19 protein-coding genes and 1 tRNA gene are annotated in these 19,762 nt (G+C 47.2%); 9 read left to right on the forward strand and 11 right to left on the reverse strand.

Going from position 1 to position 19,762, the window contains the following annotated elements; translation table 11 throughout:
• The coding region (locus tag F459_RS0117910; RefSeq protein WP_026295098.1) for a transposase at positions 1-255 on the reverse strand (255 nt) is incomplete at its 3' end.
• Between F459_RS0117910 and F459_RS0117915 the strand changes: the two genes are divergently transcribed.
• A complete protein-coding gene (locus F459_RS0117915) occupies positions 242-487 on the forward strand; it encodes an SH3 domain-containing protein (protein WP_020614089.1) in 246 nt (81 codons plus the stop codon). The two genes, F459_RS0117910 and F459_RS0117915, sit on opposite strands and share 14 nt — an antisense overlap.
• A 410-nt stretch (positions 488-897) precedes the next feature.
• Here the strand turns inward: F459_RS0117915 and F459_RS0117920 are convergent.
• Positions 898-971 (reverse strand) — tRNA-Arg (locus F459_RS0117920).
• Positions 972-1,145: 174 nt separating this feature from the next.
• On the opposite strand from F459_RS0117920, the gene F459_RS0117925 reads away from it, so the two are divergent.
• Positions 1,146-1,703, forward strand: a complete 558-nt coding sequence (locus F459_RS0117925; protein WP_020614090.1) for a rhomboid family intramembrane serine protease — start codon at positions 1,146-1,148, stop codon at positions 1,701-1,703.
• A gap of 55 nt (positions 1,704-1,758) precedes the next feature.
• On the opposite strand, the gene F459_RS0117930 is transcribed toward F459_RS0117925, so the two are convergent.
• Complete coding sequence (locus F459_RS0117930) at positions 1,759-2,034, reverse strand: hypothetical protein (protein ID WP_020614091.1); 276 nt, start codon at positions 2,032-2,034, stop codon at positions 1,759-1,761.
• Between the two features lie 164 nt (positions 2,035-2,198).
• On the opposite strand from F459_RS0117930, the gene F459_RS24190 reads away from it, so the two are divergent.
• From F459_RS24190 to F459_RS0117950, 4 genes are read left to right on the forward strand one after another with little or no spacing between them, the layout of a single operon-like run.
• Positions 2,199-2,366: a hypothetical protein gene (locus F459_RS24190; RefSeq protein WP_020614092.1), complete on the forward strand. Its 168-nt coding sequence runs from the start codon at positions 2,199-2,201 to the stop codon at positions 2,364-2,366.
• A 3-nt stretch (positions 2,367-2,369) separates the two neighbouring features.
• The gene (prfA, locus tag F459_RS0117940; RefSeq protein WP_020614093.1) at positions 2,370-3,437 is read left to right on the forward strand and encodes a peptide chain release factor 1; all 1,068 of its coding nucleotides are present in this window, start codon (positions 2,370-2,372) and stop codon (positions 3,435-3,437) included.
• Complete coding sequence (prmC, locus tag F459_RS0117945; RefSeq protein WP_020614094.1) at positions 3,437-4,366, forward strand: peptide chain release factor N(5)-glutamine methyltransferase; 930 nt, start codon at positions 3,437-3,439, stop codon at positions 4,364-4,366. Before prfA ends, prmC begins: the two co-directional genes overlap by 1 nt.
• Before the next feature lie 6 nt (positions 4,367-4,372).
• On the forward strand, positions 4,373-6,379 hold the full coding sequence (locus tag F459_RS0117950) for a RelA/SpoT family protein (protein WP_020614095.1): 2,007 nt from the start codon (positions 4,373-4,375) through the stop codon (positions 6,377-6,379).
• Between the two features lie 32 nt (positions 6,380-6,411).
• On the opposite strand, the gene F459_RS0117955 is transcribed toward F459_RS0117950, so the two are convergent.
• The 3 genes from F459_RS0117955 to ychF are packed head-to-tail and all read right to left on the reverse strand — an operon-like array spanning position 6,412 to position 9,384.
• Complete coding sequence (locus F459_RS0117955; RefSeq protein WP_020614096.1) at positions 6,412-7,005, reverse strand: hypothetical protein; 594 nt, start codon at positions 7,003-7,005, stop codon at positions 6,412-6,414.
• A 4-nt stretch (positions 7,006-7,009) separates the two neighbouring features.
• Positions 7,010-8,266 (reverse strand): MFS transporter, encoded by a 1,257-nt coding sequence (locus tag F459_RS0117960; protein WP_020614097.1) that lies wholly within the window; start codon positions 8,264-8,266, stop codon positions 7,010-7,012.
• 8 nt (positions 8,267-8,274) lie between these two features.
• Positions 8,275-9,384, reverse strand: coding sequence for a redox-regulated ATPase YchF (ychF, locus tag F459_RS0117965; RefSeq protein WP_020614098.1), 1,110 nt, complete (start codon positions 9,382-9,384; stop codon positions 8,275-8,277).
• A 77-nt stretch (positions 9,385-9,461) separates the two neighbouring features.
• Here ychF and sbcB point away from each other — a divergent pair, with 77 nt between their 5' ends.
• From sbcB to F459_RS23315, 3 genes are all read left to right on the forward strand, one after another.
• Positions 9,462-10,916 (forward strand): exodeoxyribonuclease I, encoded by a 1,455-nt coding sequence (gene sbcB / locus F459_RS0117970; RefSeq protein WP_020614099.1) that lies wholly within the window; start codon positions 9,462-9,464, stop codon positions 10,914-10,916.
• 67 nt (positions 10,917-10,983) lie between these two features.
• On the forward strand, positions 10,984-12,696 hold the full coding sequence (locus F459_RS0117975; RefSeq protein ID WP_154651732.1) for a sensor histidine kinase: 1,713 nt from the start codon (positions 10,984-10,986) through the stop codon (positions 12,694-12,696).
• Positions 12,693-14,072 (forward strand): response regulator transcription factor, encoded by a 1,380-nt coding sequence (locus F459_RS23315; protein ID WP_020614101.1) that lies wholly within the window; start codon positions 12,693-12,695, stop codon positions 14,070-14,072. The genes F459_RS0117975 and F459_RS23315 overlap by 4 nt, the downstream gene beginning before the upstream one ends.
• Positions 14,073-14,141: 69 nt before the next feature.
• On the opposite strand, the gene F459_RS0117985 is transcribed toward F459_RS23315, so the two are convergent.
• The 5 genes from F459_RS0117985 to F459_RS0118005 form a co-directional block, all read right to left on the reverse strand.
• Positions 14,142-15,437 (reverse strand): ABC transporter substrate-binding protein, encoded by a 1,296-nt coding sequence (locus tag F459_RS0117985; RefSeq protein ID WP_020614102.1) that lies wholly within the window; start codon positions 15,435-15,437, stop codon positions 14,142-14,144.
• A gap of 34 nt (positions 15,438-15,471) precedes the next feature.
• Complete coding sequence (locus F459_RS0117990) at positions 15,472-16,755, reverse strand: alkaline phosphatase family protein (RefSeq protein WP_020614103.1); 1,284 nt, start codon at positions 16,753-16,755, stop codon at positions 15,472-15,474.
• Between the two features lie 15 nt (positions 16,756-16,770).
• On the reverse strand, positions 16,771-17,331 hold the full coding sequence (locus F459_RS23045) for a carbohydrate ABC transporter permease (RefSeq protein WP_281167903.1): 561 nt from the start codon (positions 17,329-17,331) through the stop codon (positions 16,771-16,773).
• A gap of 286 nt (positions 17,332-17,617) precedes the next feature.
• Complete coding sequence (locus F459_RS0118000) at positions 17,618-18,538, reverse strand: carbohydrate ABC transporter permease (RefSeq protein ID WP_020614105.1); 921 nt, start codon at positions 18,536-18,538, stop codon at positions 17,618-17,620.
• Complete coding sequence (locus F459_RS0118005; RefSeq protein ID WP_020614106.1) at positions 18,535-19,593, reverse strand: ABC transporter ATP-binding protein; 1,059 nt, start codon at positions 19,591-19,593, stop codon at positions 18,535-18,537. Before F459_RS0118005 ends, F459_RS0118000 begins: the two co-directional genes overlap by 4 nt.
• Between the last annotated feature and the right edge of the window lie 169 nt (positions 19,594-19,762).

Here is a 19,762-nt window from a genome sequence, read left to right on the forward strand (position 1 = left end):
TTTATAGAGTTCCTGTTCACGCTTTTTCACCTGGTCAAGTTCCTGGTTCTTTTTGTTCTTACGCTCAAAAAGGGAACTCGCATTCTGTAGAAGTTGTTTCTTCCAGGCACTGATCTGGTTGGGATGGACTTCATACTCCTCTGCCAGCTCCTGCAGTGTTTTTTCTTCCTTCAGCGCTTCAAGAGCTACCTTGGCCTTGAACTCTTCATCAAACTTTCGCCTCACGTACTTCTCCTTGTATATGGTATCATACATCGGAGATTCTACCTTACGCCTTGTTAAAAACTGTTCGGAAATCTGGGCTCAGCATACTTTGCATCTCAGGATAAAGCCCAATACTTCGGCAGGATTCTTTACTACACTGCCTGAAGAAACAAAGGTTCAGGTTGTGGAAGAGGGATGGACCCAAATCATCGACGACATCACCGCCCCCTGGTTCGAGGTGATAAGCGAATCAGGTTATAAGGGGTGGTGCTTTGGCGGGTAACTTGCAGAAATACAACCTGCCGTGGCCGATAGCCCGCCGACTACAGAGACAAAAACGGCTCCTGTTGCTGCTGGCCCAAATGCAGATTCCCACGGCTCTAATCTAAGATCGATACTGCGGGATCTTTCTTTTGCAAAGATTGCCACCGGTATCGTTATTGTTGCGCTTTTGGGTTTGGGGTTTTACTTCCGCAAAAAACAGCAGTAAGCAATGGCCCTGGAGTCCCGCGGGGACGAGGAGGGCGATCGGGAGTGAGCCCGTGCCCGAGTCCCGGAAACGCGGGGCGAAGCGTTGGAGCGGAAAGCCCGGCCCCGCGCAGCGGGGAGCCGCCCCAAAATATTCGGGCAATGAGACACGGTAGATTTTATGGCTATGCGAAGTCACGATGCAGGGAATAAACAAAAAAAGTTTGAACGCGACGGGATTCGAACCCACGACTTCCACCTCCGGAGGGTGGCGCTCTATCCAGCTGAGCTACGCGTCCAGTGTGAAGATTACTATAGCGATATGAACGCCCCTCTGTCAAGGAGGTGTGGGCATGGGGAATTTACGGTGTTGTCAGAAGGGAGAACCGACCGCAGGAACACGGCAAACAGAGGCTTGTCCCCTGCAGGGCAATTCTTGACAGCAACGGCCGGAGCAGGCTATCGTTAGGCACATGAAGATACGCTATAATGCACCGGTAACCCTCACCTTCGCCCTTATATCCGCGACAGTACTGCTTCTCGACCAGCTTTTTGGTCTCCATTTGATCTCCACCTTTTTCATCGTTCCGGGCAAGGGCGGGTTTGACCCTAGTTTTGCCCCCGGCTATCTTCGTCTCGTTACTCATATTATCGGCCACGTGGGATGGCAACATCTTTTGGGGAATTTCTCCCTCATCCTTTTGATAGGCCCGATTCTCGAGGAGAAATACGGCTCTTCATCCCTGCTCGTCATGATTCTTCTCACCGCACTGATCACGGGACTTCTCAATGTGCTCTTTTTCCCGACGGCGCTGCTCGGTGCCAGCGGAGTGGCATTCATGATGATCCTGCTTGTCAGCTTCACCAATATCAGAAGTGGTGATGTACCCCTCACCTTTATTTTGATCCTTCTTTTCTATCTTGCCAGAGAGGTCATGAACAGCTTACAGACCAATCAGATTTCGGAATTTGCTCATATTGTCGGCGGGTTCTGTGGGAGTCTCTTTGGTTTTCTGAAGCCAAGGCGTTAACCTGCCGGGAAGCCTCACGTTCCAAACTCATCCATCGACGACAGAAGAGTCTCCGTTATAGAAAAGGACCAGTAATCGACCTGCCATATGGTATCAGGATCGGCAAGGAGAATCGATTGAAAAGCGTCCCCCGCCGATGATCGAAACTGGAGGCCTGTAAGATTAATTCGACGTGATCCTCACGTGCATGAAATTCCACAACTTGGGGGAAATAACCGGGACGCGAGTTTTCTCTGGAGGTCCCGACAACACCGTTTTTCGCTAACACCGTTCCGTCGAGATAAAGGGCATAGCCAAAGCGGTAAAACGAAACGAGGAGGGATCTTTCCACACTCCGGATTCGAAAAACTGTTTCAGACTAATTTTTTCCCATCACTCTTCCTACAGTCTCTCCTTTTATCCGCTATGCGTACAGAGTATCACCGGCTCATTGCAAAATCTACGTCCTTCTCCAAAGATTGCCCAACGACCTTTTTTCTGATATGCTCATGGACTATGAAACTTCAGATAAATCCCCGAGGAAACGGCGCCTGCCCCATCTGTTTACATAATGGCCGCTGTCAACTTCAGATGGCCCTTCAGGATGCCCTCCGGGAAAAAGAGAAAAACGAAGAGCTTGAATTGGTCATCTATACCTGCCCCCGTTTTAAGGAGAAATTTTAAGCGATGATCGACAAGTTAGAAAGCATTGCCTCACGTTTTTCCGAGATTGAAAAACGTCTCGGTGAGCCGGATACCATGAAAGACATGCACCTCTACAAAGAGCTAAGTCAGGAGCATGCCGCATTAAAGGATACGGTCGAAGAGTTTGGCCACTATAAGGAATTACTCTCCGGTATCGAAGAAACGAAACAGCTTCTTGAATCGGAAAGCGACCATGAAATGAGGGAAATGGCCGAGGTTGAGCTCGAAGAGTTGAAAGATCATCTGGAAAAGAGCGAAAAGCGCCTGAAAACTCTTCTTGTTCCAAAGGACCCTCTGGACGGGAAAAACACCATCATTGAAATTCGTGCCGGAACCGGGGGGGACGAGGCTTCGCTCTTTGCCGCCGACCTGTATAGAATGTATTCCCGCTTCAGCGAGCAAAAAGGATGGAAGCTGGAAATGATGGAATCCAGCGATACCGAGGTCGGAGGGTTCAAAGAGGTCATCTTTTCTATTTCGGGAAAAGAGGTCTATGGCAACCTCCGCTACGAAAGCGGAGTCCATCGGGTCCAGCGGGTTCCTTCCACCGAAAGCCAGGGAAGGATTCATACATCGGCGGTGACGGTAGCGGTGTTGCCCGAGGCTGAAAAGACCGATATCGATATCAGTCCCGAGGACCTGAAGATCGATGTCTTCCGTTCTTCCGGCCCCGGCGGACAGAGTGTTAATACCACCGACTCGGCGGTCAGGGTTACCCACATTCCTACGGGGGTGGTTGTCACCTGTCAGGATGAAAAGAGCCAGCTGAAAAATAAGGCAAAGGCGCTGCGGGTTCTCAGAGCACGTCTGTATGAGGCGGAAGAGATGAAGCAACGCAAGGAGCGGGACCAGGCAAGAAAGAGTCAAATCGGTTCGGGAGACCGTTCCGAGCGGATCAGAACCTATAACTTCCCCCAGAACAGGGTGACCGATCATAGGATCAACCTGACCCTGTACAAACTTGACCAGGTGATGGAGGGTGCGCTGAACGAGTTGATTGACGCACTTAAGCTGAGCATCACCGAGGAGCTGCTGAAGCAGCACGCTTGATGGCCATACAACAGCCACGCCTCCAAAGCTACAGGGATGCCCTGGTCTGGGCATCCGGCCTGCTTGAAGCAGCGGGAGAAGTGCTTACCGATACTCCCGGATTGGATGCCTCCCTGCTTTTGGCTCATGCCGCAGGAATCGACAGGACAACGGTTTTCGTCAGGCTCCCGGATAGACTTTCGGAAAAAGAGGCCAATCGGTTTCGCACGCTTATTCATAAACGCCTTACGGGCACGCCGGTAAGCTATCTGACCGGCCGCAGGGAGTTCTGGGGCCTCGATTTTCTGGTAAACAACGAGGTTCTCATCCCCAGGCCGGACACGGAGACCCTGGTTGAAGCAGCCCTTGAGGCAATCGGGGCGGGGATGCAGGAAGCAGGACAGAGAAAGGGGATGCGCGGCGGCGGACTTCGTATCCTCGACCTTTGCTGCGGATCGGGCTGTATCGGTATAGCCCTTGCTTCCGAATTGCCGGAAGCCGAAGTTGTTTTATCCGATATCAGCAGCGCAGCCGTTGATATCGCCCTGAGGAATCGGCAACGACTGTTACCTGCCGATCAAGATATCGTGGTAATGCGTAGTGACCTGTTCGAGGGGCTTTCTACAATGGCGCCTTTCGACCTTATCGTCACCAACCCACCCTACCTCACCGATGATGAGGCGGACGCAATGGCCTCGGCCGGGTGGGAAGAACCGGACGGGGCCTTGAGAGGCGGAAAGGAAGGCCTTTCACTTATCAGAAAGATCATCCCCGCATCACTACGCGTTCTCCGCTCCGAAGGATATCTTTTTATAGAATCGGCATCTTCACAAAGCGGCGAAATTTCCCGTATGCTTCAAGAAGCGGGTTTCCTGAGGGTATCGGTCAAAAAGGACCTTGCAGGAAGAGATCGAGTTACCGGAGGACAATGGGCGAAAAAGAGGATATAGAAACAGATGCTTAGCAGAATTGAGAAATTTAACACCAAGCTTTCTCGTTTTCCCGAAAAAGAGCGTCAAAGGATCCTCGAGGCTGCCGCATGGGCCAAGGAGCTCCATAAAAATCAGAAACGGGCCAGTGGCGAGCCCTACTTTATACATCCGCTGCAGGTAGCGGAATTTCTGATCGATCTCGGCCTTGACCAGGAGGCGATCATAGCGGCCCTTCTTCACGATGTTCTGGAAGATACGGATATCGAACTGCCGGAGCTTCGTAAAAGGTTTGGTAAGCAGATAGGAGCTCTGGTAGACGGGGTTACAAAGATATCGATTGTCAAGGCGAAGAGTAAGAGTGTCCAGGAAGCCGAAACCATCCGTAAGATGCTCTTCGCCATGACCCGGGATATCCGGGTCATTATTATTAAGCTTGCGGATAAGTATCACAACATGAGTACCCTGGAGTACCTTACTCCGGAAAAGCGAAAGGCGATTGCTACCGAATGCCTTGATATCTACGCCCCCCTTGCCGACCGCCTGGGTATCAGCTGGCTCAAGGCAGAACTTGAGGATCTTGCCCTTAAACACCTCAATCCCAGTGCCTGGGAATATATCAACCAGTTTGTGGCCAGTAAGAAAACCGAACGGGCCAATTACCTGAAAAAGATTGAGCGGACCCTGTTGAAGGCAGCAGCGGCAGAAAAAATCGATATAGAGGTCATGGCGAGGGCAAAGCATCTCTACTCCATCTACCTTAAGATGAAACGTCGCAAGAAGGATATCTCCGAAATTTACGACCTCTTGGGGATCAGGATCATCTGCTCGACAACTGGCGAGTGCTACACCCTCCTTGGGGTCGTCCACAAGCTCTGGCCGCCTATCGAAGGTCGCTTCAAAGACTATATCGCCATGCCCAAGGCGAATAACTATCAGAGCCTTCATACCACGGTAATGGGATTCGATGGTCAGTTGATCGAGATTCAAATTCGCACACGCGAAATGCACAACCTGGCGGAGTACGGAATAGCGGCCCACTGGGTTTATAAGCAGGATGGCTCGCGTTCTGATGCAAAAAGCATGCAGGAATTGCCTCTGATCAATAAGCTCAAGCGTTGGGACAGCAGTAAGACAAGTAGTGATTCCTTTCTCGAAGAGATCAAGGCCGACCTCCTTAAGGATTCGATCTATGTCTTCACCCCAAGAGGACATATCGTCGAGCTGCCAAAAAATGCCACTGCCATCGACTTTGCATATCATATCCATACCGAAGTGGGCAATAAAACCGTAGGGGCAAAAGCAGACGGTCAGATCATTCCTCTCAACCAGCCCCTAAAGAACACCCAGGTCATCGAAATACTTACCAGCAATAATGCCCATCCCCATGTGAACTGGTTAAGATCGGTGAGGACCAGCAGAGCAAGGCTGAAGATACGCCATTGGCTCAACCAGCATGAAGAGAATCTCTTCATCGATAAAAGTATCATTGCAAAGAAGGGACCGACGAAGGGAGAGGAGACGGTCCTCAAGGTTCCATCCTCGTCGTCTGAGAAGGGAACCACCATCATCAAACAGGTTATGGACCGTGCCCGTCTCGCCTTCAAGATTGGCGATGAAAAAAACATGATGATCAGTATAGCCCACTGTTGCAGTCCCTCTCCCGGCGACGATATTGTCGGCTATGTATCACGGGGACGAGGGATCATCGTTCATAAACGGAGCTGTCCGAACCTTCGCCACATCGGGGATATCGAAGAGAGGACCATCGAAGTCGAATGGGAAGCCGCGAGTCCCAAAACCACTAGGCAATTTAAGGTTACAAGCCGCATGACCAGTGATCTCTTTTCGGAAATCGAGGGTGCCGTCAAGAAATACCAGGGCCACCTGATTGAAGGAAAACTGGAAGAGGATATGAAGGGAACCCTGTCGGGAAGATTTACCATGGAGCTGGAGGGCCGGGACGATTATAAAAAGGTGCTCAAGAGCCTTAGAACCATTCCCTCGATTATTAATATCTATCCTCTCGATTGAGGTAGTGCCGCAAATAGTGGCGGTACCTCCCGTCACCCGCCGAGATATTCCGCAAGGGAACGTTCGAACTCTTCCTGATCGATCGCCCCCTTTATAAAAAGCGCAATCAATTCCTGTATATCGGAAGGGAAATGCTCCCAGTAGCGCTTTTGCCACTGTCCCATCTCTTTCTCAAGGGAACGAACCTGCCGGGAATCCATCAAACCAAGAGAATAATCGACGAACTGACGCACCATGGTTTCGAGCATCTGGGAGGGAATACTGTTTCCTTTGTCTGCAGACTTGCGGGGGGAGGCTTTTTCTCTTTGCGACGAAGAAGAACTGTGGGGCATCCAGGCGGCCATCAATTCCTCGATCTGGCGCTCGGTCAATTCAGGTGCTTCAGAACGGATCATTTTTTCGACAAATTCCACTACCGTTTTTCGAATCATCTCACGGCTGCCGGCAAGCTGCTCATTCATTCCCGTAGCCATTTCTTCGGCAAGCCGCCCCGGCGCAAAACCGAAAAGTCCACCGTCATCGGCTCCGCGGCGCCGCTCGATAGCCTTTTCGATGACTTCAAGTTCGGCAAGAGATGCGTGATTGAGTATCGCATCAATAACCTGGTACAGCTCCTCTCTTTGCATAGTCCTATTTTCGCACGCGTCGTTCGATTTCCGCAAGGAGCAGGAACAGCAGAGATATAAAAAGAGCAAAGCCACCAGCCAAAGGCCAAATCGCAGAGATCCCATGCTTTTCGATGAGAGGCCCCGCGAACAAAGGACCGAAGGCGTTTCCGGCTCCCAGAAGAATCGGAAAGAAGGCGTTGAAGCGACCACGATGGGTAATGGGGGTATGGTTTGCCACATAGACGCTTGAATGGGTAAAGGAAAGAATTTCACCAAGGGTCCAGATCACCGCACAGACCAGGATGAGAGAAAAGCTCCGGGTAATATAGAGCCCGCCGAACCCCAAACCGTATAAAAGGGCCGCAAGGGCAACGGCAATGATCGGACGCAGATCCCGGGTAAGGGCGACCACCCCGGTCGTCAGAAGGGTAACGGTAAGGGCATTCACCGTCATAAGCGTACCGAAGTAGACCGTACCGTTATCGGGAAAAAGTTTCAGAAGATAAAGCGGAAGGGAAAAATTCATCTGACTATAGACCATATTGAGAAAGGGCATGAGAAAAAGAAAGGCGAAAAGGAAGGGGCGTCTGAGAAGAACCACAAGGGTCGAGCCGACTTCCGAACGTTCATCACTCTCATCCCGATATCCGGCGCTGATTTGCTCTTCGGTGGGGCGGGATTCTGTTACCAGGAGAATGATGAAGATAACGGAGAGAAAGGTGGTTCCGGCATCACCAAAGAAAAGCCAGGGGGCATGGTTACGATAGAGAAATCCGGCAATAAGCGGACCAACGGCAAAGCCTATGTTTGTCCCCAAATAGATAAGGCCGAAGGCAGCCTGTCGATTTTTCGGCGTAGTCAGATCCGTGGTGATGGCCTGACTAACGGGATACACACCGCCGGAGAAAAACTGGCTAAGAATGAGGAACCAGGGAAGCATGGGAGAATGATCTAAGAAACCGCAGGGAATAAAGCAGGCAGCGGCAGCGATCTGGCTAAAAACCAGCACTCGCTTTCTCCCGATACTGTCGGTAAGCTTCCCGGCTATAAGACTGCCGGGGACAAAGGCAAGGGCGGCCAAAAGCAGGTAACGCCCGGCGGCCGCCTCGCCGAGGCCGAGGCGGTCGGTAAGAAAGAGTGTCATGAAGGGGTGTACAAAACTACCTATTGAATTAATGATCCTGGCGAAAAAGAGAGCATAAACGCTTTTAGGTAAGCCACGATAGGTACGAAAGAGGGAAACAGGGGGTAGCTGGCCGGGTTTTCCGGAGAGAGCCATGGTGCGGCTCAGACGTTGAAACGGAAATGGACGATGTCCCCGTCTTTGACAACGTACTCCTTTCCCTCGATACGAAGCCGACCGGCGGCCTTTACCTGCTGTTCACTTCCGAGCTCAAAAAGATCGTCACAGTGGTATACTTCCGCCTTGATAAAGCCTTTTTCAAAATCGGTATGGATGACACCGGCGGCCTTTGGGGCGGTGTCCCCCTCGTGAAAGGTCCAGGCCCGGTCCTCATCCGCTCCTGCGGTAAAGAAGGTGCGAAGTCCCAGCATACGATAACCGGTACGAATCAAGCTGTTGAGCCCGCTTTCGGCAAGGCCTGCGGCATCCAAAAACTCATGCTTGTCCTCTTCGCTCTCAAGGGCCGCAATTTCCGCCTCGAGCTTTCCGCAAATGACGACGACCTCGGCCCCTTCTTTCCCGGCAATGCGCTTCACCTCTTCGACAAAGCCGTTTCCCGCAAGGAGTGCATCCTCATCGACATTGCAAACATAGACCTGGGGCTTTAGGGTAATGAGATGAAGATCCCGCATCAGCTCAAGCTCTTCATCCTTCCATTCCCGGCTCCTGGCGGGTTTCCCTTCGGTAAATAATGCGGAGAGCTCCTCGAGGATCGGAACAAGGGCCGCTGCCCGTTTGCCGGACTCGGTCCCCACCGCCTTCATCGCCTTGACGTTTTTCTCCTTTCGGCGCTCCACCGTTTCGAGATCGGCAAGGGCAAGTTCTATATTAATGGTTTCGATGTCGGAACTTGGGTTGATCTTCCCACTGACATGGACGATATCCTCATCCTCAAAACAGCGGACCACGTGGGCGATGACCCCGACCTCTCTGATGTGGGACAGGAAGCGGTTGCCAAGCCCCTCCCCTTTACTTGCTCCGGCGACAAGCCCTGCGATGTCGACAAATTCGACAATGGCGGGAACCACCTTCTTAGGGGGAATCAATTCGACGATGTGGTCGAGGCGCGGATCCGGGACCGATACGATGCCAACATTAGGATCGATGGTACAAAAGGGGTAGTTAGCCGCCTCGGCAGGTGCACTGGTCAGTGCAGAGAATATAGTTGATTTACCGACATTCGGCAGTCCGACAATTCCACAGTTCAATCCCATGGCGTTTAAGCTATCGCAAAGCGAAGGGAAATGCAAGTCCGGTGGCCACAGTCGAACCCTTGTGATAGGATGGGCTTATGGCACGAAGCATCTACTGGTACGATCTTGAAACCTTTGGAACGCATCCCCGACTCGATCGGATAGCGCAATTTGCAGGCCTGCGTACCGATGAAGCCCTGAACGAGCTTGGGGAACCCTTGGTACTCTACTGCAAAATCACCCAGGATTATGTTCCGGATCCGAAGGCATGCCTGATTACCGGTATCACCCCGGAAGAAACCCTACGAAAAGGGCTTTCCGAGCGCCGTTTTATCGAGCGGATCAACGAAGAATTCATGCAGCCGGGAAGCTGTGTTGCAGGCTTCAACAGCATCGCCTTTGACGACGAGTTCATCCGTGCCACCCTCTATCGTAATCTGATGGATCCCTTTCGACGTGAATGGGCGGGAGGGAACAGCCGCTGGGATCTGCTCGATGTGCTGCGGGCTGCCCGGGACCTCAGACCCCAGGGCATGACATGGCCCGAGGGGGAGAACGGAAGGCCGACCTTTCGCCTCGAAAAGCTGACAGAGGCCAATGCCCTTCCCCACCAGAACGCCCACGATGCCCTCTCGGACGTACGGGCGACCATTGCCATGGCACGTCTGCTCAGGGAAAAGCAGCCGAAAATCTTCTCCTACCTTTACCAGGGACGCATCAAGGACCATGCCCGGCAGCTGATCGATCTTCATAAGCGAAGGCCTTTTCTCCATACTTCGGCAATGCTCTCCAACGAATACGGATATACCTCTATCCTTGCGCCCGTAGCCCCTCATCCAGCAAACCAAAATGCAATCCTCTGTTTCGATCTCCGACAAGATCCGGAGCCCCTTATAGAACGTTCTGTGGATGAGCTTAGACGCCTGATATTCGCTCCCAGCGAGGAGCTCTCTCTGGAAGAAAGCAGAATACGCCTCATTCCCATTCATATCAACCGATCTCCGGTATTGGCCCCTCTTTCGACCCTCGATCCGGACACGGCAAAACGCCTGGGGCTCGATGTCACCCTCTGCGGTAAACGGGCGGCAAAACTTGCCGAAGCCTCCCTCCTGACACAGAAAATCATGGAAGTTTTCCGAAGGGATGAGGCGGAGATACGACGCGACCCTGAGCTTGAAATTTACTCGGGAGGCTTTTTTAGCGATGCGGACCGCCAGAGAATGGAACGCTTTCGCGAACTTTCACCGGAAGCCATGTTGAAACGTCGGGGAGATTTTCACGACCGCAGACTACCGGAGCTGGCCTGGCGTTTTGTCTGCCGAAACCATTCCGAAATCCTTGACGAAAACGAACGCAAGAAATGGAAAAGTTTTTGTGCAGGACGTCTTCTTTTCCCGCCGGAACGTCTTATTAATGATTTTGCTTTTTTTAAACGAAAGGTAAAAGAACTCTCCGGGGATACCAATCTTCCGGCCGGAGACAAAAAAATCATCAAAAAACTCGCCGAATGGGCGACGATCATCGAAGTGGATGTATTGAGCTACGAGGGGTGATTTGTTTTGTACAATTGGTCGCAGTTATGATATAATTCATAAGCTATTCAATCGTGAGAACAAGAGTTTGAAAAAACCCGGCCAACATACTATTTTTAGTCGATTAGTTATCAGCTTTGCGGCATCCGTTCTTGGTCCCACTATCTGCATAATACTACTTGTTATTGTCGTCTTCTATCATAACAACACAAGTAAAGCCCAGCAGCAGATGGAGGATTCTTCTATTCTAGTTGCCAATAATATCGATAGTTATCTCAGTGAAATAGGGACAATAACTATTGCTCCTTACTATCACACGTACTTTGGTTCACAAAAAACGATTGATCCATCTTCTGCTTCTTATGCATCAGCCCTCAACGATTTTCAGACCGAAATGCGTTCGTTATTGAACCTTTCGAATTACTCACGAAGCGATATTCTTGATCTGCTTGTATGGTCAGATGGCCGATACCTTTATTATATACTTTATAATCAGACAAAATATTTCCAGCCGACATATCAAATAGAAAAACAGGAATGGTTCGACAAAGCATTTAGAAACAACGGTAAAATAATATTCGCTTCAAACTATTCTGAAAACAGGGAAACCGGCGTTCTATCAGGAAACTCTTTCTATATGGTAAGAAATATTAACAACCTCGTAAACCGAAAGCAAAAAAACCTCATTATTCTTAACGTCAGTACTAAATATTTCGATGAGCAATTCGAAAAAATGAATCTGCTGTTTCAAAGTTTTATTGTCATTACCAACGGTCAAGGCAACATTATTTATTCGAGCAGACCAATTACCGCCAATATTCTAAGGTCCATCATATCAAAACGAGTCTTTGAATATGACGACACCAATTGGCAGGTACTAACAACGGATTCAAATAAATTCGACCTCAAGGTGCATGTTATTTATTCATTAGACGACGTGAAGCATCAAACTTCCTTTTTAATCGGATATATCCTGCTTATCACTCTTGGAGGGATATTTCTTGCAGTAATTCTTTTTCGACATTTCAATAAATGGATATCATCGTCAGCAAAAGCCATAACATCGACTTTTTCTGAATTAGAAAAAGGAAACCTCAGTGCACGATGCCCAGAGGTTTATGTCAAGGAATACAACGAGATCGGGCACTCCGTGAATAAAGCGATTATCCGATTAGAAGAAAAAATCAAGAATGAATACATTCTTACGATACAACAGAAAACCGTACAGCTCTATGCCTTGCAATCGCAAATACAACCTCATTTTCTTATCAATACCATATATTGCTTCATAGCACTCAACCAGATAGGCGAAACAGAAAAGCTCACAAATGCATTCTATCAGCTCTCCAATCTGCTGCGATATGTCCTAAGCAAGAAACAGTTTTCAACCGTTGGTGAAGAGCTCGATTTTCTGAATAGTTACCTCATGTTGCACAAAATGAGATTTGAAAACAGACTCGAATTCTCGATCGAATGCCCAAAAGATGCAGAAAGCATCAAAATTCCAAGACTTTTATTGCAACCGATAGTCGAGAATTCCGTAATACATGGCATTGAACCCTGTGAACACCCCTGCTACTGCAACATAAAAGTAGAACTCCAGGATACTGTTTTTACCATCAGTATTATTGACAACGGCGTTGGATTCGATACCTCCTCCATTCCGGATGAAAAAGATTCGGTCGGCCTTTACTATATTCGTGAACGGCTAAAACTTTGGAACGGAAGTGCAAAACTTTTTGTAGAAAGTTCCGACACCACCCGTGTGCTCATAAAAATACCGATGGAGAAAGCAACATGAATATTCTTATAGTGGATGATGAGCCACTTATCCATCGTTCAATTGAATTCATAATACGTCAATTTAAATTTCTGGATATTACCATCTCTCATGCCTACAATGCCTCTGAAATGTATACATACCTTAAACAACATAACATAGAACTTGCATTTGTTGACATAAGGATGCCCGGTGCCAACGGCCTTTCGGCTATAGCACAGGCCAAAAATCTTTCATACGACACTCTTTATTTTATTATGAGCGGATACAGTGAATTCGATTATGCAAGGGAGGCAATTACTATTGGTGTGGAAGAATACCTTTTAAAACCGCTCAATGACGATACGCTCCGTAGAGTGATTAACAGCGTTAGAGAAAAGCATAAACATATTATCGAACAAAGGAAAAACACAATTCGCGGTTGGTTACACGATGTTATTGATAGGCGAGAATGCCGCGACGAAGCTCTCAACAGGCACGCAATGGCCGCTATTTATGTATCAGATGACCACTCGACCAACTCTGAAGGGATTTGGGTGCCAAAGTTATACAGTAAATTTGAGGAATATATCGTATCGTGTCCGGCTTCGGATGGCGTTCTTTTCATGATGTATGCTCCTCGCGAAGAATATATAAATGAAGTGCTGAATACCAATAGAAAAGCGACGATCCCCCATGAAATGACTATGTATATCTCGAAAGTATATTCTGACCCGGCTGAATTTAGAGATGTTCTGCAGAAAATGCTTGATTTCGCCGGAGTTCGTATTTTACTGGGCATCGGAATGCATTATCAGTTTCATGATATCATCAATTCCAACACGGGGCTGCTGGATTATGTAAAGGACTGCCTGTACTGGAAAGATTGTTTCCATACGGGCGACTGTCTCGCATATCTTTCGGCCTGTCCTCCTGTTTATCGTCCGATATATGAAGGAAGTATTCCCGATACATATATAGAAAATATCTATGCATTTATAGCCTGTGTACTCGAGATTAATACTATCGAGTTATCATTACCGAAAAGACTTCGTTCAATGATGGAACATGCCGGAAATGATATGATTAAAAAACAAAATTCAACCGATAGAATCGACATGATACTGAAATATATAAACGAAAATTTTTGTACAGATATCTCTATTGCAAGTATTTCCGAACGTTTTGGCATCACGCCTAACTATCTTAGCACACTACTTAACAACAAGCTCGGGATAAAATTCGCCGATTACCTTTCCGATCTGAGAATAATCTATGCGAAAGAACTGCTTGCAAACACAAACCTTCGGGTAAAAGATATAATGGAAAAAGTGGGATATTACAGCCAAAGTCATTTCAATAAATTATTTGTAGAAAAGGTAGGAGTCACACCATCGGCATACAGGAAAATCCTCTAAATTATAAATAGATTTGTTCCCCGGCCGCAGTAATTCCAGGGAACAAATTATTCAAGAAATAATAAAAATTTATTTATAGAGAGATGCTGTTTTGTCAGCTATGGTTTTTACTGTATCTTCAGGAGATACCCCATTGATAATACAAGCCTGGATAGCGTTTGTAACAATGGTGTCCTTCACTTCGGCATATGCTTCATCGAATGGGGAGTTAACAAAATAGTCAAGCTGGCCGACAGCGACATCAAGTAAAGGATACTTTTCCAAGGCGCTCTTATAGGTATCGGTCTCAAGAATAGACTTTCTCGGCGGCAAATAACCGGTACCGACGGAAAACCGAGCGCTGGTCTCGGTACTAGTCATATATTTAAGGAATTCCCATGCAGCGTTTTCTTTCTCTTCGGATGAACCGGTGAACATTACAAAGTTGGATCCACCGGGAATTGCTGAGTATGTAACCTCTTTCGGAATATAAGCAACACCTACTTTGAATTTACAGTTGTTTACAAGATTCTTGTATTGGGCGCAACTTTGCATAATCATAGCGGTAGTGCCGGCAATAAAAACATTGCGACAAGCGGCAGAAGAATTGTAATCCTGTCCTTCCGGAATATACATTGTTCCGGCTCCGATCATATCTCTCCAGAGATAAAGAGGCTTTGCTCCCGATTCATTATTGAACCCTATACCATTACCTTCTTCATTGTAAATCTGACCGCCGGCCGTAATAACGAGGCCAAGATAATACCAAGGGTCTATTGGACAGCTATAGCCATATTTTCCGTCCCTGGTCAATATTGTGGCGGCAGACTTTAGTTCATCCCATGTGGAGGGAGCAGAAACTCCTGCGCTTTTGAATAAATCTGCATTATAATACAATACGGGCATGCTGCGACCCTCGGGAAGGGCAATCAAGGCATCATCATAATAAGAATAATCCAGAATGCCTTTGTAGTAATCATCTATATTATAATCATCACGTTTAACATAACTTTTAAGATCGACAAGAGCTCCCGCTTCGGCGTACATACCGATACGACCGATTTCAAGCTGCGCAATCTGCGGGGCGTTTCCTGAAGCGACGGCAGCTTGGATTTTAGTTCCTTCTGTAGTGTAGTCACCTTGATAGATGGCTTCAACATGCACTGCGCTTTGGGAAGCATTGTAGTCGTCAACAAGCTGCTGAATAAGATCACCGGTACCGCCGCTCATTGCATGCCAAAACTCAATGTCCATTGTCTTCTGAGAAGCTTCATCAGAAGAACTCGCCTTAGATGCATCGGTTGACATCGATGACTTGCCGCACCCCGATAGCATTCCGACTGACAGCAGCACCGAAAGTAGGGTTGGAAAAAGTTTTTTCACCATAAAATCTCCTTTAAAAAATATTTTCGACCGAGACTCATGTAAGAATCTCAGTAATAGGTTTACCTTGCGCTGTTGGCATGGGAACGCCAAGGATTGCGGCGTACGTAGGCGCTTCGTCAATAAGAGTGCCGTGTGCTATCACAACGCCGTTTTTTATCTGCGGGCCAGCGGCAAAAAAAGTCGGTTGGGGACCTTTTGAAGGGAGATGTCCATGCGCCGATACAGAGAGCTTATAGTCATTGTTATCGGTGGGTCGAATGATCTCTCCGGAACAATCGTTGCCAAAGGCTGTACCGATACACCCTTCTATAGCGTAGTCGAACGGCCCTTCCAAATGATAAATTTCTTTGAGTTCCTTTTTGCCAAAGACTTTTTCACAACCGTAATGCCTGTTATCAACAAAACTGTTCATTGCTTCTTCGGCCTGAGCACGTAGACCTATATCCAAAGGATCAGAGAGTACGACATGGCAGGAGATACCCGCTGAATGGCAATACATTTTCCAATCTTTTACCACTCCATTGCCATCAATAGTTATAAGGCCTTTGTCTCGCAGAACAACATTCGGATAAAACACCTTTTGTACCGGCAAATGGCCGTGATCACCCATGACGACAAAATTTGTTTCGTCATATAGTCCCTGGCTTTTCAGAAGTTCTACTACTAAACCGAAACGCCTGTCACATTCCAACAATGCTTCTTTCGCTTGCGGTGAAAATCCGCCGTTGGCATGACGGGCATGGTCGAGGTATGAAAGGTGCAACATCACGACCTCCGGTTTGTGCTCCCTTATGACCTCGAGAAGACATCGTATCCCGAATTCATCCAACTCCGGCTGATATTTCCAGTGCAGTAAATGACGATATTTGTCAAACAATTTTTCCATCCCTGGCGCGCATACCGAAACAAATCTCTGCCTTGAGTCTCCGCCAGGTTCATCAGACCATATTTCCGGGATGTTATAATCGATGTTTGGATCGGCACCTGTAACAGGCCAGTTAACCACAGAAAAGCGATATCCCGCTTTTTTGCCCGCGTCGATTATTGTGGGAACAAGGAGTTCTTCACGTCTCCAATGCCATTCAGGATGGGCATTACCGACCTGAACTTTCTCATTATGATATATACCGTGTACATCCGGGTAGCATCCGGTCAGCATCGTCGCATGCGCCGCGTATGTCATAGCGGGATAGACCGAATCCACCTGTTGAACCAAGGAACCGTTTTTTAGGATGGGAAAGAGATTAGGACACTCTTTCAACCAATCCATATCATCAAAGAACAAAGAATCGACTGACAAAATAAATAACCTGGTCATTAGCACTCACCTCAATTATTTAATTCCCGAGTATACGAAAGCATTTCGTATTTTCTTGCTGGCGATAATATAGATGCCCAGTATTGGTAAAACGAGAATTAGGTTACCGGCCATTATATAGTTCCATCTAACCATAGCATCTGCATCTTTCAGCAGCGCAATACCGATCGGCAACGTACGCAAAGAGTCGCTGCTCGTCATGATAAGCGGCCAAAAATAACTATTCCAATTTGAAATAAACATAAGAAGTCCGACAGTTATCAGTGCGGGCTTTGCCATCGGCATCATTATTTTAAACATTATTTTGACGTTACTCGCATCATCCAACTTGGCGGCTTCTATAACTTCCTGAGGAACCTGCATGAAATACTGCCTCAGCAAAAATATACCAAATGGATTTGAAATGAAGGGTATCACCAATGCCGCATAGGAGTTAACAATATGCATTTTGCAGAACATGAAGTAAACTGGCAGAAAGGTTATCTGTTGCGGTATCATGAGCCCCATAAGCACAAGGCCGAATACTATCGGCTTCATCTTATAATGATATCTGGATAGGCTGTAGGCAGCGGGCACGATAATAAGATACTGCAACAGCAACTATAATGGAATTCTTCAGATAGGTTCCAATAGATATCTTTTGAAAGACGTAAACAAAATTTTCCCACTGTAATGAACCCGGTAGCATTTTCGGCGGATACTGCAAGGTCTCCGATAATGTTTTGAAGGCCGTAGATATCATCCAGAAAAACGGAAATGCAAAAAAGAGTACTACAAGGAATTTAAGCATCACGCTTGCAGCGTCCAACGTAGTATGTAATGTCTTTGTAGCTCTCTGTGATTTTTCCACTACTATCCTCCCCTATTGATAATGAACACGTTTGCTGCCTACACCGAATTGGATATAGGTTACTATGCAGACAAAGATAAGCAGAATAACGCCGGCAGCGCATGCATACCCCGGCTTGCCGTAACGGAACGCATATTGATATATATAGTAAACAAGCGTATTGGTGGAATTGACTGGACCGCCCTGGGTCATAACGCTTACCGTATCAAATACGCGGAACGACTGAATGGTCGCAACAACAGAGACAAAGAGTATTGTAGGTGAAATCATTGGAAACGTTATTTTAAAAAAAGTTTTTATCTTAGGGGCATCGTCGAGTTCCGCTGCCTCATAGATGTTGCTCGGAATATTTTGCAATGCCGCCATAATCAGCAACGAGTAGTAACCGATACTTTTCCAGACCATGACAAGTGTCAGCGAAAACAGGGCTGTCTCGGGACTCGCCAAGAAAGTATAGGGCTGAAAACCAAGAGTGGTTATTACTAAATTTAGTAGTCCGGCATTCGAATCCATCAACCAGAGGAAAAGAGTCGAAACCGATACGATTGAAACGACATGCGGAGTAAAGATAAAACTGGACACGATATCATTAAGCCTGCGCATCTTCTTTTCGTTCAGCCATACTGCTATCAGCACTGCAAACATCATCGTGAGCACGACAACGATGAAAGTGTAAAACATTGTATTTCGGAGAACTTGATGAAATTCGGAAGAAGTCATTAATCTGGTATAATTATCAAGACCCACAAAATTCATTTTTGATGATATCAGGTTGCCAGAGAATAACGATCGATATAAAAGATAAAATACCGGGTATATGGTAAAAACCAAAAGCAGAATTGTCGCCGGAGCAATAAGGATATAACCAATTGCACGCTCATACAGATCGTTTTTGTTGGCTACGGCTTTCGGTGGGCGCTTACTTACTATCATATAAGCGAACCAGCCTTTGCCGTGAAGGTATTTTTCACGGCCGCTTGCATATCGGAAGAAAATTCCATCCGCATCGAATTCTTATCGAACAGATACATATGCACAAAATCGACACCAACATTAAGCACAGTGTTATCAGCAACTTCGATATCCGTTTTCGCCATGATCGATCCATACCTGGTTGAAAGTGAATAGATTATCTCCGATCCGAGCACTTCTTTCGTTACAACCTTCGCAGTCATTGTAATACCCTTTGACATAGCAATTTTATTCAACTGCACTTTTTCAGGGCGAAAGCCGAGTTTAACTCCTTCGGGCAAATATCCGCTGAGGACGTTAGTCTGCGGGGAACCGACAAATTGCGCTGCGTACACACAGTTTGGGTTATTGTACAGTTCGCTCGGAATAGACTGCTGGACTATCTTTCCATTGTCCATTAATACGATATCGTCTGCCATTGACATTGCTTCGACTTGGTCGTGCGTGACATATACGAAAGTGGTTCCAAGCTTTTTATGAAGGCTTATAAGTTCCACGCGCATCTGGGTACGCAATTTTGCATCAAGATTTGATAAAGGCTCGTCCATGAGAAAAACCTGCGGGTCCTTGACCATCGCCCGCGCCAATGCAACACGTTGGCGTTGTCCCCCGGAGAGACTGGAAGGTTTACGCTTAAGGTATTCAGCCAGCCCTACAATATCACAAATAGTCTGTATACGACGTTTGCGTTCTTCCTTTGAAATCTTTTTATTTTCAAGACCAAAGGAAATATTTTGTTCGACGGTCATTGTTGGATACAGCGCATAATTCTGGAATACCATTGCAATATCACGTTTTCCCGGGCTGATGTCGTTGACACGCACATCGTCGATAAATACATCGCCTGCTGTTGGTGTTTCTAATCCGGTGATCATACGAAGCGTTGTCGACTTACCACAGCCGGATGGTCCGACAAGCACGGTAAATGAATGGTCTTTAATGTTAAGATTCAGCTTATCAATGACTGTTTCATTACCGAATGATTTCGACACATCCGTTAGCCTAATTGAACTCATAAAAAGAAAATCCTCCCCAGAAGTTTTTGCAAATTTAGTTTAGCAAGGGAGTTATGAATCAACAATTGCCGATTTCTCGGAATGAATTACTGATTTCTACAAATCAAGAAATCCTTAAACACAATGGAACGATGCGATATTTGCCCCTGAGGCATAAAAAGTCAGAAAC

Origin of the sequence: Sediminispirochaeta bajacaliforniensis DSM 16054 (genome assembly GCF_000378205.1) — a bacterium.
GTDB classification, from domain to species: Bacteria; Spirochaetota; Spirochaetia; order DSM-16054; family Sediminispirochaetaceae; genus Sediminispirochaeta; species Sediminispirochaeta bajacaliforniensis.